This window comes from Saccharopolyspora spinosa NRRL 18395 (assembly GCF_000194155.1).
Classification (GTDB): domain Bacteria; phylum Actinomycetota; class Actinomycetes; order Mycobacteriales; family Pseudonocardiaceae; genus Saccharopolyspora; species Saccharopolyspora spinosa.
Genome location: NZ_GL877878.1, coordinates 2,021,731 through 2,034,368, shown reverse-complemented (window position 1 = coordinate 2,034,368; position 12,638 = coordinate 2,021,731). Strand labels below are relative to the sequence as shown.

17 protein-coding genes are annotated in these 12,638 nt (G+C 64.1%); 7 read left to right on the top strand and 10 right to left on the bottom strand.

Annotated elements, in window-relative coordinates; translation table 11 throughout:
* Positions 1-32 precede the first annotated feature (32 nt).
* From SSPN_RS50720 to SSPN_RS0110255, 3 genes are all read right to left on the bottom strand, one after another.
* Positions 33-392: a hypothetical protein gene (locus tag SSPN_RS50720; RefSeq protein ID WP_010694215.1), complete on the bottom strand. Its 360-nt coding sequence runs from the start codon at positions 390-392 to the stop codon at positions 33-35.
* Positions 393-439: 47 nt separating this feature from the next.
* Positions 440-631: a hypothetical protein gene (locus tag SSPN_RS0110265; RefSeq protein WP_010694214.1), complete on the bottom strand. Its 192-nt coding sequence runs from the start codon at positions 629-631 to the stop codon at positions 440-442.
* 766 nt (positions 632-1,397) lie between these two features.
* Positions 1,398-1,757: a hypothetical protein gene (locus SSPN_RS0110255; RefSeq protein ID WP_010694212.1), complete on the bottom strand. Its 360-nt coding sequence runs from the start codon at positions 1,755-1,757 to the stop codon at positions 1,398-1,400.
* A 136-nt stretch (positions 1,758-1,893) separates the two neighbouring features.
* Here SSPN_RS0110255 and SSPN_RS0110250 point away from each other — a divergent pair, with 136 nt between their 5' ends.
* Together SSPN_RS0110250 and SSPN_RS0110245 are read left to right on the top strand one after the other, a co-directional pair.
* Positions 1,894-2,739: a GntR family transcriptional regulator gene (locus SSPN_RS0110250; RefSeq protein WP_010694210.1), complete on the top strand. Its 846-nt coding sequence runs from the start codon at positions 1,894-1,896 to the stop codon at positions 2,737-2,739.
* Entirely contained in the window at positions 2,736-3,386 is a 651-nt protein-coding gene (locus tag SSPN_RS0110245; protein ID WP_010694208.1) for an HAD family hydrolase, read from the top strand. Before SSPN_RS0110250 ends, SSPN_RS0110245 begins: the two co-directional genes overlap by 4 nt.
* 122 nt (positions 3,387-3,508) lie before the next feature.
* Here SSPN_RS0110245 and SSPN_RS0110240 read toward each other — a convergent pair whose 3' ends face one another.
* Positions 3,509-3,739: a hypothetical protein gene (locus SSPN_RS0110240; protein WP_044572796.1), complete on the bottom strand. Its 231-nt coding sequence runs from the start codon at positions 3,737-3,739 to the stop codon at positions 3,509-3,511.
* Positions 3,740-3,806: 67 nt separating this feature from the next.
* Here SSPN_RS0110240 and SSPN_RS50715 point away from each other — a divergent pair, with 67 nt between their 5' ends.
* The 3 genes from SSPN_RS50715 to SSPN_RS54495 all read left to right on the top strand — a co-directional run bounded on the left by SSPN_RS50715 (position 3,807) and on the right by SSPN_RS54495 (position 5,936).
* A complete protein-coding gene (locus SSPN_RS50715) occupies positions 3,807-4,007 on the top strand; it encodes a helix-turn-helix domain-containing protein (protein ID WP_083821652.1) in 201 nt (66 codons plus the stop codon).
* Positions 4,008-4,612: 605 nt separating this feature from the next.
* Complete coding sequence (locus tag SSPN_RS0110235; protein WP_010694200.1) at positions 4,613-5,482, top strand: DUF6192 family protein; 870 nt, start codon at positions 4,613-4,615, stop codon at positions 5,480-5,482.
* Between the two features lie 43 nt (positions 5,483-5,525).
* Positions 5,526-5,936 carry a hypothetical protein gene (locus SSPN_RS54495; protein WP_143539479.1) on the top strand — a complete coding sequence of 137 codons (411 nt, stop codon included), beginning with the start codon at positions 5,526-5,528 and terminating at the stop codon, positions 5,934-5,936.
* Positions 5,937-6,507: 571 nt separating this feature from the next.
* Here the strand turns inward: SSPN_RS54495 and SSPN_RS62535 are convergent.
* The gene (locus SSPN_RS62535) at positions 6,508-6,711 is read right to left on the bottom strand and encodes a hypothetical protein (protein ID WP_394378867.1); all 204 of its coding nucleotides are present in this window, start codon (positions 6,709-6,711) and stop codon (positions 6,508-6,510) included.
* Positions 6,615-7,088, bottom strand: coding sequence for a Uma2 family endonuclease (locus SSPN_RS43285; RefSeq protein WP_010694196.1), 474 nt, complete (start codon positions 7,086-7,088; stop codon positions 6,615-6,617). The genes SSPN_RS62535 and SSPN_RS43285 overlap by 97 nt, the downstream gene beginning before the upstream one ends.
* Before the next feature lie 691 nt (positions 7,089-7,779).
* Here SSPN_RS43285 and SSPN_RS0110220 point away from each other — a divergent pair.
* Positions 7,780-8,541 (top strand): DUF3800 domain-containing protein, encoded by a 762-nt coding sequence (locus tag SSPN_RS0110220; protein ID WP_010694195.1) that lies wholly within the window; start codon positions 7,780-7,782, stop codon positions 8,539-8,541.
* Positions 8,542-9,322: 781 nt separating this feature from the next.
* Complete coding sequence (locus SSPN_RS0110210) at positions 9,323-10,288, top strand: FAD-dependent oxidoreductase (protein WP_044573739.1); 966 nt, start codon at positions 9,323-9,325, stop codon at positions 10,286-10,288.
* A gap of 113 nt (positions 10,289-10,401) precedes the next feature.
* Here the strand turns inward: SSPN_RS0110210 and SSPN_RS0110205 are convergent, their stop codons facing one another.
* From SSPN_RS0110205 to SSPN_RS0110195, 4 genes are all read right to left on the bottom strand, one after another.
* Positions 10,402-10,698 (bottom strand): 4a-hydroxytetrahydrobiopterin dehydratase, encoded by a 297-nt coding sequence (locus SSPN_RS0110205; protein ID WP_029535178.1) that lies wholly within the window; start codon positions 10,696-10,698, stop codon positions 10,402-10,404.
* A 53-nt stretch (positions 10,699-10,751) separates the two neighbouring features.
* A complete protein-coding gene (locus SSPN_RS0110200) occupies positions 10,752-11,165 on the bottom strand; it encodes a GNAT family N-acetyltransferase (RefSeq protein ID WP_010694189.1) in 414 nt (137 codons plus the stop codon).
* 387 nt (positions 11,166-11,552) lie between these two features.
* Positions 11,553-11,846: a hypothetical protein gene (locus tag SSPN_RS59520; RefSeq protein WP_237710507.1), complete on the bottom strand. Its 294-nt coding sequence runs from the start codon at positions 11,844-11,846 to the stop codon at positions 11,553-11,555.
* Positions 11,847-11,897: 51 nt separating this feature from the next.
* Complete coding sequence (locus SSPN_RS0110195) at positions 11,898-12,350, bottom strand: peptide ABC transporter substrate-binding protein (RefSeq protein ID WP_010694188.1); 453 nt, start codon at positions 12,348-12,350, stop codon at positions 11,898-11,900.
* Positions 12,351-12,638 lie beyond the last annotated feature (288 nt).

Sequence of the window (12,638 nt, the reverse complement as noted above, 5' to 3'; positions counted from 1 at the left end):
GATCAACGCCCCCTGTGCCGAGTCGAGCGGTATCAGTTCCGGCGCTGGGTCATCTCCAGCTTGGCGACCAAATCGCCGACCGAGTTCCGCATCTTGTTCAGCGGGGTCCCCATACCCTTCGGGACCCCGAACCGCTTCAAGTGGTTCACCAGCGCCAGCATCGTCGAATCGATGCGCCGGACCGTCGCGTGTACCTCCCCGAACGCGCCCGCCTGCGCCGCGCCCGCCAAATCCTCGACTTCCTGGAGATCCTTCTTCTGCATGATGTCGTCTTCCAGGAACTCCACCCGCGACAGTTCCCGGAACAACGCGTCCAGCAACTCCCCGATCTTCTTCAGCCGGGCGACAGCGGGCGTGTTCTTCCGCATCCCGACCGGCAAATTCGCATTCACGAACCAATTCCCCTTTTCTCGGTAGTCGTGTCCGTGCCCGTTTCGGGCTACGAGAAGTTCAGGTCACCGTGGATGTCGCCGGGGACCGCCACGTGCGTCTCCACCTGCCCGAAGTTCAGATTCACCACGCCCGGAGTCTCGCTCTGAGCCCTGGTCGAACCGGGCTGCGACCACCGCTTCCTGCGCTTGCTGGACCGGCCGCCGAACTCCGCAGCACCCGCACTGGCGTTGATCCTCACTTGCGCCGCATCCCGAACCGTGAAAACCGTTCATCAGGAACTCCTTACTAGGACCGCTTCAGACGGTGCTCGCAGAACGCGTCCTGCGAGTGCTGGTAGCGCCACCGGTCGATGTGGCACGCCGGGCAGTACTTCAACGTCATTTCATCCCCTTTCAGGCACTTGCCGAATCGAAGCCGCTATCCACCGTGCGACCTGGCCGTCAAAGAACAACTGGGGATTGACGACCTGCACCCGCATCCCGACTTCAAGCTCCGGAGCCGACCCGGACACAATGTCCACTTCGACGCAAATGCCTTTTCTTTTGGGACCCTTTACAAAAAGCGGTACCCGGAACACGCAGAATCCGTAGTGTCGAACCTCATCCGCCACCCAGATACTGAATTCCTCCAGTGGCACCGGACGACCTCGCACCTTCAGCCGAACACCCATGTACGCCCCTTTTCAATATTGAAGGCCATAAAGACCCCCGGATACACTCCACGACAGCCGGGGGTCAATATTGCCCTCCCGGCACGGAATTACGTCATCGTGCCGGAATTAGGCATAGCTCGGCCCACTATGTAATTCTCAAAGAGCAGGAATTCACTAAATTCGACTCAAGCGAATTCAGTCAGAATCGCTTTCGTGCGGATTAGGGGAATACTCGACAGCGGAACTGAACACCCAGCCGTCGCCCCCGCAGATCTCGCAGTCCGGCCCCCAGTGATCAGGGCAATCATCGGGCAGTGGATCAGGCCACCAAGCCATGTCCTGTTGCAGCATCTCAGCCACCGAGGGGGGCCAGGCCGTGGGCCTTGAACGAGATCCCCGACGAGTACCGGCCGTTGCGCTCGGTCTGCCACGGGCTCGTCGTCGCATCCACCAACTGCACGTAGGTGCCCTCCTCGAAGCCCTCACCAGGGTCGACGGTCAGGGTCACCTTGATCTCTTCGCCCTTCTCCGCGAACTCGCCCGGCAGCGGCCGCTTCTTCGCGAACAACGACACCACGAACTGCTGCACGCCCTGACGGTCCGTCACAGCCTCCGCCACCCCGTTGTCGTTCTCCCGCATCTTCACCGTCGGGGCCTCCGTGATCATCAGCTTGTAACCCTGCATGTTCACCGGGATGTTCTTCAGCGCCATCGTTGCCTCCGTTGAGCCTCTATCGTGTTGGCCAGCTTGGCTAGCCATATACAGATTAAACCAGCTTGGCTAGCCATGTCAAGAGGTTGGCCAACATGGCTAGTCAGATTGCGGTTCGCTGCGATAACCTGGGCAAATGACTGAACTGGACCCCGACGACCCGCGTCCGCCGTATCAGCAGGTTGCGAACGCGCTCCGGGCGGCGATCCTCACGAAGAAGCTCATGCCGGGTGACAAGCTTGCCTCGCAGACGGAGCTGGCGCGGCGTTACGGAGTCGCGCGCATGACTATTCAGCAGGCGCTGCGGATCCTCCGGGATGAAGGCCTTGTTGTTTCCCGTCAGGGGAGTGGCGTCTTCGTCCGGGAACGCACTGAGCGACCTGTTGGTCTCCGGCCTCACCTTGAACGCGCCTTCGAGCAGCCAGACGTGTCAATCGACTTCGCGGGTTTCTCGGGCGAAACACTGCACGGTGCGCTGACCGAGCCTCTCGACAAGATCCGTAGTGGCCGAGTCCGACCCGAGTCGATCCGGGTTCGCCTGCTCGTTCCTGACACCGAAGTGCCCTGGACGCTGCCCGCACGAGTCGAGGATATGGAGGACAGCCCGGCGTTCCGAAAGCGTGCTAGCGGGATCATGCAGCGTCACACGCTGGCGATCGTCGACACGGTCAACGAGATGGGCCGACTTGGACTGGTGGCGGACTCTAAGGCGGAACTCCGGGTGTATCCCGCTGTGCCGCTGTTCAAGCTCTACTTGATCAACAAATCCGAGGCGTTCTTCGGCTACTACCCGGTGCGTGAACACGTCGTGCAGCTTGACGGCGAGGACACACCGATTTGGGACCTCATGGGCAAGGACGCAACCCTGTTCCATCACGCCGCTGAGCCGAACGAAGAGTCCTTGAGCGCGCTATTCATCGGGCAGTCTCAGATGTGGTTTGACAGCATCTGGACGACCGTCGCCCGGGAAGTACGCCGATGACGGGCCCACCGCAGATCATCTGTGACAGTGACGCCGTGCTGCTCGACTTCGACGGCCCCGTCTGCGCAGTGTTCGGCGGGCTCTCGGACCACCAGGTGGCGACGGAACTTCGAGCCCTGTTCAAGGGAGAGCTACCGGAGGTAGTCGATCAGAGCCGCGACCCGTTCGACGTCCTGAAATACGCCGCCGCAACTGGCAGTTTCGCGGCAGTCGTCGAGCATCGACTCAAGGAGCTGGAGATACGTGCGGTAGCGGTCGCCCCGCCGACGCCAGGTGCAGTCGCCGTTCTGCAAGCGCTTGAGCAGCGGGCGATTCCGGCGATCATCGTGTCGAACAACTCGGAGGCCGCCGTCAATGCCTACCTTCGAGCGCATCGCCTGACCAAGGTGGTCGCCGGCGTCTCCGCTCGCGCGAGTGCCGACATCGGCGAACTCAAGCCGCAGCCTTACCTTCTGCTGCGGGCGATGAGCTTCCTCGGTGTCTCGCCTGAAACCTGCGTTATGGTCGGCGACTCGGCCACGGATATCGAAGCCGCACAACGCGCCGGGTCCAAGAGCATCGCGTACGCAAACAAGCCCGGGAAGCGCGAGAAGTTCATGAAACTCCGGCCGACAGGCATCATCGATGAGATGGCCGAGCTGATCTAAGTGCCGACCGCTGCTGGGGTCCGGCAGCACCCCGGCGGCTGATCAGTCGTAGCGGCAACCAAAAACACTGAACGGCGTTGTTTGGCTAAGCCAGGCAGCGCCGTTTTTGTGATCTCTCGTGCTCAGCTCGCGTCGATGATCAGCGGCTTGTCCAGGTCGCCGCGTAGCGCTTCGGCGAGCCCGAAAAGCCTGTCGGCGAGCTTGCGTCGCTGGTCGCTGGTGTACCGTCCGCCGCCCAGCTCAAAAGCCGCCTCGTCGAGTTCCCACTGAGTCTCCCGCGCCAGAACTGCAAGTTGCGCGTCAGGCGTCATGGCTACCCCAAAGTGCATCGCCGGTCGAACCAACTGGAACATCTGTAAACTTCGGAACAACGGTAACATCGGGAAAGACGGCGTGGCTCGAAGTTCGTAGTTTCGGGTCATGTCCGGTTCGGCGCGCCTTGTCAGCAGCTCGGAAGTTGCTCGCGCGCTTGGGGTGACGCGTCAGACCGTTGCTCGTTGGGTACGCCAGGAAATCATCACCCCAGCCTCAGTCACCGCAGGTGGTCAAGCCAGGTTCAACCTGGAGGCCGTGAAGCAACAGCTGCGCGAGCATGGCCGCAGACAGCGCGAGCGTGATTGACCAGAGCCCGGAGGGGCTTTCCTGGCCCAGCTCCGTCCGACTGCTGTAGCCCTAGCCCGGGGCCGCCTGCCTGCTGTATGCGAGCCAGGACGAGGCCGCCGACCTTCCTGTATGCAAGCCCGGTCAAGCCGCTGATGGTCGGCCGGGCGTGCGGCTCGCTGCGCTCACCGGTCCCGGCCGACCATCAGCGGCGACCGGGCGCGAGCGGAAAGGCCGGCGGCCTCGTCCTGGCGCGAGCGGAAGGCAGGCGGCCCCGCAGAAGCCGCCGAGATAGAGAAGCCCAACCGCGGGAAGTTGCGGCGAGCATGGCGCCCACCGGGGCAAGGTCAAAGAACGGTGCTGGGCACGCTGCGTAAGTGGTCGGCCTGCCAGTTCCTACGGGCATGCCAGCGTGGTGGTGGCGTAGTGGGTTGCCTGCCTGTGGTCCCGTTGCCTTGATCCCCGTTTGTAGAGCCGCCCCCAAGCATCTGACTGGCGACTACCAGCCGAAAGACTCTACCGCTGGTACCAGCTGGAGCCGAGCCTGTCGGTAGCGCCGGTGCGCGGCTGAACAGGCGTGGGTTTGGATCGGTGCCCACGCCGAGAGTCAGGTCTGGAGGTGCCCTATGGCCACAAGTCAGGCCACCGACTACAGCATCGATCAGTGGGACGAGTTAGTGAAGCAAGGCCAGCGTCTGACGAAGTCGGAGACCTCAGCGCAGTTCCAGCTGGGGGACATCGCGTTGACCTTGGTGCCGGTTGCCCCGGACGGCAAGCGTCCGCCGATGAAGGCATACAAGCTGCTGGCTAACTATGCCAACGAGATTGGGCAAGATCCGGAACGGTTTGAGGAATACCGGAATGTCTCTGCGGCATGGCCGAAAAACGAGCGCAACAAGCAGGTGTGCTGGACTGTCCATAGCATTCTCGCCCCACATCCCGACCGCTTCACATTGATCGACGAACCTCCCGTTGATCGACGCACGCGCGAACGACACTGGACCTGCGACGCAGCGCGTCGGGTCAGAGGTTGGAAGACCGATGTCCCTGAGACCACCGAGGAGAAGCTCCGCGCGGTTGAGGACTTGCTGGATGACGAGCAGGAGGCAGCCGAGGCGGTGGAGCGGGTAATGCGACGGCCGGCCGTGGTACGGAGGGTCGCAGAGAAGCAGCAGGTGCGCGAGACCTTTAACCGGGCCCAGACCGAGCGGATCCGGGAGGCCCACTCAACGGCTAGACAGCGTCCCGAGATTCGGCGTCTGGACGAGGAAGCCGAGGTGTACACCGTGCTCGGCTTGTGCCAGTCATTCGCGCGCGGTATCGGCAAGGCGCTTCCAGGGCTGCATCTGGCCGAGCTGTCCGACGATGCCAAGGAATCCATCCGGGAAGGGTTGGAGCGTGTCACTGCGGCCGTCGAATGGACCGAGCACGTCCTGCAAACCGGCCAAACCGACATGGATGAAGCCCTCCAACGACTGATCGCAGGAGAGACATGACCCCTCAGCGTCCGCGCCCACGGGGCCAGGGGGGAAAGCAGCAATGACGCCATACAACAAGCAAGAAGAGAACGCGCAACGCGTGTATGACGCTCTGAAATCAGCGGGAGCTCGTGGACTGACTCTCTTGGAACTCATGCACCAAGCGAAGCTGACCCGGTGTCAAGCCCGACGAGGCATCGGCTACCTGCGAGAAAGCCTTGCAGATCTCAAAGGTGGCGGAGTGTACTCCTACGACCCCCGCACGTATAGGTACTGCCTGGAATACATTCCCGAACTGGTTGAGGCATACGAGCTGATGAGAATCCGCGGCGAGTCCATGCGGACCTACCGCATGCTGACCGGTACGGCCATTCCTCACGCCCAGCTGTCCAGAGCCAAACAGATCCGAATGTTGCGGCGTCATCTGCAGCTCGTGGTCGACGACGCCAACGACATCCTCGCACCCACCTAGGCACATCCAAGCAGAGGCAGCTGAGCGGGACCGGATTCATGATCGAAGGGTGACGGTAGGCTACAAAACTTGCCCGCCGGAGATTGGAGTCTCCACTGTCCAACGGGTGGCTTCCTCATGAGACCAACCGATGGGCCGTCGTTCGTCAGTCGTTCGTCAGGGCAGCAAAAATCGGCGCAAAACAACGAGAAGTTAAGATCAACGTCTTGGCAGTTCAGGCGAGGTTTCGGCTCGATTTGCGCTGGTCGCAAAGTTGCGGGCAATCGTTCAGGTTCAACGTCTGACCTCTGGGGGCGAGAAGCGAGCCTGGACGACGACCCTTCGCGTACCTGGTGACGAAGTCCGGAGAGGTGCGGGTGAGCCGGGGAGGTCGCGTCGTGGCGACGATCGGCGGTGCCCGCGCAGCGCCCGGGCGCGCGGCTTGGCGTCAGCCACGAATCCGACCAGCAACTTCTCGCTTAGGCGACAGGCAACTACAAGCGCGGCAATGAGCGCCAGGCGCCGCATTGATGCCGGACGATCTTCGTTCGGGCTGGATCAGACGTGGATGTTTGGTTGAGATCGCCGCTGGTCAGCTGCGGTGTCTCGGCGTGAGCCGACGCAGGTCGAGGTCGATTTCGTAGGGGACCGGGCGTTGCAAGGTGCCGCGGAAAATGCCTGCTGGTGCGTACACGCCCGTCAGTTCGTCCAGCTCGTAGACGTGCACCACCGCGACCGCGTCTTCGTCCTCGATGTACCAGTAGTGCCTGATGTCAGCGTCGGCGTACTTGCGCAGCTTGACCGTGCGGTCGCGATGCGCGGACTCGGGTGAGACGACCTCGACGATGAGTAGTACTCCTCCAGTTCGTACCAGGTTCGGTCCGGGTCGAAGGGTGCGGTGGTGACCAGCAGGTCCGGCTCAGGGCGGTTGCGGGCGTCGAGCCGGATGGTCATCTCCCGCTCGACCTCGATGCCGTCGGGGGCCTGACGTGCGAGCTCCACCGTGAGACCGGTGACGAGACGGCCGCGCCAGGACCGCTGCGGGGTCACCATGAAGACGAGGGCTCCGTCGATCAACTCAGTGTGCCGAGGTGCCTCGGGGAGGCGGTCCAGATCCTCCGCGAACCAGCCTTCAGTGCGCGGGGGGCGCATCCAGTCGGGCAGCGTGGTCATGGGACACGGTAGCGATTCGGCGTGAACGAGGCCACGAGCGCCTCGTTCGGGTGCCGTGCCGCATGGGCGCAACCGCGCGTCAGGTCTCGGTGGCGGCGAGGTAGTCGGCCAGGGCGTTCCTGGTTTCTTGGAGGCAGGTCAGGCGGTCGTCTATCGCCGCTGGTTGGGTTCGGAGGTTGCCACCAGGTCCGGGCAGGGTTCGAGGACCGGTAGCTCGCCCCTCGCGCAGGGCAGAACCGTGCGGATCTCCACGGGATCGGGGAAGCAGAGGTATGGGCGTGGTGCGGGCTCGCGTCTGGCGGTTCCGGCTAGCACGGGACGCGGACGTTGTCGCCGAACTCGTAGGTCGTGGTGATCTGCCGGTCGGATCGCCTCGGCCGGAGTGGTGGGAGTTGGAACGAGTACTGCTCGGCGATCGCTAGGACGCCTGTTCGGCTTTCTGAGACGAACGTTCGACTGGGGATCGACGCTCTTGCGGCGCACCACACTTCTTCACAGGTGAAGTTTGTTGCGGCCCTGCACGCTGGCCACAGCGCCGTGGCAAAGGCCACATGGGCGATTGTGGGTTGGTGGGTCAGACTCAATGCCTGTTTCCTGGCGCTTGCTTAGGCAGTCGCAGATGGTCAATAAATTGTCACGCACCGTAGGGGTTGCTGCGTTCTTGGTGTAAGCGACTCCGTACTCTGCCGTCATGTCGATCAAGCACCGCCTGCACGTCTATGTAGATGAGACGGGAGATCGGGGTGCGGGCAAGGATTCCAGCCCGATCTTCGGCATGGCGGCGATTGTTCTCGACGACGTCGGCGTGGCGAACGTCCGGTCGGCGGTGAACCTGCTCAGGGAAGACTTTCGGGTGCCCGACGATGCGGTGATGTCCTGGAAGCGACACGTGAAAACGCACGATCGGCGCCGCAGGGCGGCGGAGGTGCTAGCTGGGGTTCGAGGACTTCGCGTTTGCTACGTATACGCGGTGAAAGACGAGCTCAGACAGGGGACGTACCTGGACGATCACCAGCGCTTCTACAACTACGTCGCGCTGAAGACTTACAAGTCGACGCTCTGGGCGGCTCGCTCCTGGAAAGGGGTCGGCGCTCAAGTCTGGACGCGGTTCGGGCACGTTCGAGGGCACGATCATCGAACGACTGACAAGTACATCCGGCGAGAAGCTGGACGGGATTCAAGGGTTCCGTTCGACATGGAACAAGGGCTCCGGTGGGTCTCGGCCGACCAATACGCGGAGAGCCAGGCGGCAGACCTTTACGGGGGCTTCCTTAAAGCGGCGCTCTGGCCCGGAGGTGAGTTCGGGTATGTCGAACCCGCGTATCTTCTCAAGGTCTGGCCGCAGATCAGGAACAGCGAATCTTGCGCTATTCCACTGGGGATCATGTCGATGCCGGCGAACAGCCTCGTGCGGCAGAACTGTTGGTTTCCCTGCGATCACTGCACAAAGTAGTCGGCTCCCCAAGAGCCTCCAAGGGCCGATCCACTGAAGGAGGGCGGTGGCAGCACCGCTGGCTGTCCTTGGCAGGCGCTTGAGAAGCCGACCTACCTGAGCATAGCTGAGACCGCTGACGCTCAGCGAGCTTTCCGGCGCCACTCGTCGCTGATGCGCTCGTTCGGGGCAATGAATCGGGGAGATATTCGCGTCCTCGTTCGGCAGTGCGGGGCGGCGGGTTAGCAGTGTGGCGACGGTGTCGATTCGCCCTGCCTGTTCGTGGCGGCGAGGTAGTCGGCCAGGGTGTTTCTGGTTTCTTGGAGGCTGGTCAGGCGGTCGTCTATCGCCGCTGGTTGGGTTCGGAGGTTGCCACCAGGTCCGGGCAGGGTTCGAGGACCGGTAGCTCGCCCCTCGCGCAGGGCAGGACCGTGCGGATCATTTCCGCAGGATTGACAGCAGCGCCCGGACCGCTCGTCGGGATCCCGTTTCAGATAGTCCTTTGTGGAGCATTTCGGGGACTTGCCGAACGCCGTTGCTCCGGCGGGCTGATGACCATCTTGTTCATCACCGGCACCGGCACCGGCACCGGAGCCGACGTCGGCAAGAACATCGCGTAGCTGAGCGGTGCAGCCGCGACGGTGAAAGTGCGGTACCCGGGGGCCGCTCGCGCCAGCGACGGCCGCGCGACGCGCGGGAGCGCGCGGCGGAGTTCTGCGCGTCCCGCGTCGGGCGCTTGCACCTGAGTTGGGCTACCCGTCAAGCCCGTCGAGTTCGCCGGTTCACTGCTAGCGTGTCGAAGATGACCGCATCCGCAGCCCCGGTGCTGGTGATCGGCGCGGGCGTGCAAGGCCTCACTGCCGGGGTTGTCCTCGCCGAAGCAGGCCAACGCGTGCGCATCCGGACCGCCGATCGGCCGCAGGACACGACTTCCGCGGTCGCGGGCGCGATGTGGGGTCCGGCGATGCTGCGCCCCGCCGAACGGGTGTTGTACTGGGTGACCCGCTCACACGCCGAGTTCAGCGCGCTGGCCCGCGACGAGAACTCAGGGGTGCACCTCGCCGCTGGGCGGATGGCGGCCCGGTTCGACCTCGGCGATGTGGTCCCGCCCGAGGCCAAGCTGATCCCCGACCTGCGCCCCTGCACGCCGGAGGAACTGCCGGAAGGGTTCGTCAGCGGCTACTACGCGACCGTGCCGCTGATCGACATGCCCCGCTACCTCGACTACCTTGTCGCCAGGTTCCAAGCCGCCGGCGGCGAACTGCAGCTCAGCCCGGTGCCGTCGCTGGCCGACGCGGTCGCCGAATCCCCGACGGTGGTCAACTGCACCGGTGTCGGAGCGCGGGAACTGGTCGGTGACCCCGGCGTCCACCCGGTGCGCGGCCAGCACGTCGTGGTGCGCAACCCGGGGATCGACGAGTACTTCGTCGAGCTGTCCGACTCTGGTGAGTTCGCCGCGTACATGCCGCACGGCGACCGGGTGGTGCTCGGCGGCGTGGCGGTCGAGCACGACTGGAACATGGTGCCGCGCCGCGAGGTCAGCGAAGGCATCCGGCGTCGCTGCGCCGAGGTGGAACCACGGCTGGCCGACGCCGAAGTGCTCGCGGACCTGGTCGGGCTGAGGCCGGGCCGGGAGGCCGTGCGGGTGGAGGTCGAGGAGTACGAAGGCGGGCGCATCATCCACAACTACGGGCACGGTGGCAGCGGCGTGGCGCTGTCCTGGGGATGCGCCTTCGAAGCCGTGGACCTCGTCGAAGGGATCGCCTGAACCCTGGGTTTCGCCTGGTCAGATCCCGTGAGCGGGTCCGGGCGCGATGGCCCCAAACCGCTCACGGGCAATGACCTGCGGAAACTTTCATCCAAGTGGGGGCAGCCGGCCGGTCACTGTTGGAATTGCTCTACGACGTTGTCGATCTCTTGGGCGAGCGAAGTGTCGTTGGCCGTGATGCCGCCCTTCGAATGGGTGGTGCAGTAGAACGTCACGGTGCGCCAGCGGATGTCGATGTCCGGGTGGTGGTTCTCGTTCTCGGCGATCTCGGCGATCCGGGTCACAGCCTGGATGGCCTGCGGGAAGCCGCCGAATTCGACGGTGCGGGTCAGCTTGACGCCGTCCTGGCGCCACTCCGGCAGGTGCTGGAGCGCGTCGGAGACCTGGGTGTCAGTGAGCAGTTCGGTCATACCGACATGGTGGAGGTTCGGCGCGCCGACCTCCACCCGGGCGAGCACCCCGATCACGAGAGGCGGCTGGGGCGTTCCAGGTAGGTGTGGTCGGGCTCGACGAAGCCGTACGCGCGGTAGAGGTCATGTGCGTCGTCGGTGTGCAGCATCCAGCGGAAGTCACTGCCGGGGCCGTCCTCGATCATGCTCTGGATCAGCGCCTTGCCGATGCCGTGGCCGCGCGCCTCCGGGGCGACGAACACGTCGGCCAGGTACGCCGTGCCGACCCCGTCGGAGAACGCCCGGGCGAAGCCGATCAGCCGACCGTCTGGCTTCCGGTAGGCGCCGACCACCCGCCAAGCGACGTCGATCTGCCGGTCGAGGTCCTCCCGCTTGCGCCACTGGCCCCAATACGCTTGCGTGGAAAGGAATTCCCACGCCACGTCGCGATCGATGCGAGCCCGCGAGTCGTCCACCTCGAAGTCCATACACTGAGCCTAAGGCCCACGTGACCGGATTTCGCCGGCGAAACCGCGCAGCAGCAGGAATGGGGTACGCGGAGCTGGGGTTCAGCTACCCGCACCGCCACGCAAAAGCTCCTCGGAGCAGGATCTACCGGCAAGTGTGGAGGGCCGTGAGGAGGCGATCGGCGCGGTTGTCGAAGCCTTCGGTTCGCATCAGGCACGGGCTGAAGGCGAACACCACGGCCAGGCGGGGTCAGCAGCCGAGCAGCCGAGCGTGGTCTTGCCGGAGCCGGATCCCCGATCAGGCCGAGGATCTCGCCCGGAGCCAAGGCGAACGACACGTCGGCGACGATGGCGGCTTCTGAGGGCACCCCCGAATCTCCAGTCCAGCGGCGTCCAAAGCAGCGGCAGTCATCGGCACCCCCATCGGGTCAGTGGCACGTCGTGGTCCGGGATCTTCCGCAATTTCAATGGAAATCGGAGACTGGAAGATGTTGCCCAGCCGGGAGAAGTACTGCACCCACATTGGCTCGTCGAGGTGCAGCTGAGCGCGCAGCGTGGCCAGCCGCTCGGGGTGGCTTCGCGGCCGAGGATGGCTCGGGCGGCGTCCCCGGGCAGCGCTTGAGTGGCGAGGAAGACCACCACCGACACGGCACACAGGACGACCACACCGAGCAGGATTCGCTTGGCCAGCAGTCGAGTCATTGGTGCACCGCCCTCAGTTCGCCTGCTAAGCGTGGCGGAAACCGTAGGAGTTCAGCGGAACCCCGCTCTTGTCCGGCGCCAGCCCGAACTCGAACGCTGTGCGCGTCCAGCTGGTTCGGGAAACCCCGGATGATGTAGCCGCCGCTCTCCCACTCGATCTGCTTGGCGCGCGCGACGCGTACCATTGCGGCGCGCCGGATCGGTGGTGGCCCGCGCCTGGTACACCAGGTCGTTGAATTCCTTTTGGTTCCAGTGCGTTTCGTTGTACGGGGCATCTGGCAGGCTGCCGGAACCCGCCTGTGTCAGGAAGTTCCGGGTGAACCAGTAGTGCTGCGCGAAGTCCCAGGACAGGTACATGTCGCTGAAGAACTCGCCCGATTCGACCCGCCGGATGTTGACGGTGATCCCGGCGTCGGGGGCCTGCTGGGCGAACACCTGCGCGGCTTCCACCACCCTGGCCGCAGCGGTGCCGCACCCGTCGATTCGGATGAGCGCCGGCGACATGGCTTTTCAAGCGGCGCCGGAACGTCTCGACAGCACCCCGCTGGCGTTGCGTTTTCGACCTACGACTGATTGATCAGTCAGTCGATCGCATCGACTTTTGCGGACGCGATGGAGGCTGTTGAGCCGCCATGTGCTGGGCCGATATGTCAAGACCCGTCTTGGAGCGACGGCTCGACCGTTGTCTTCTCTTGCTACTTTCGCAACGCTTGATCGTCTCGCCGAACCGCGTTTGGCCATGCATGGGTTTTGCCGGTGCGGGCGGGCTCCGGGACGCGCTTCGGCGACACC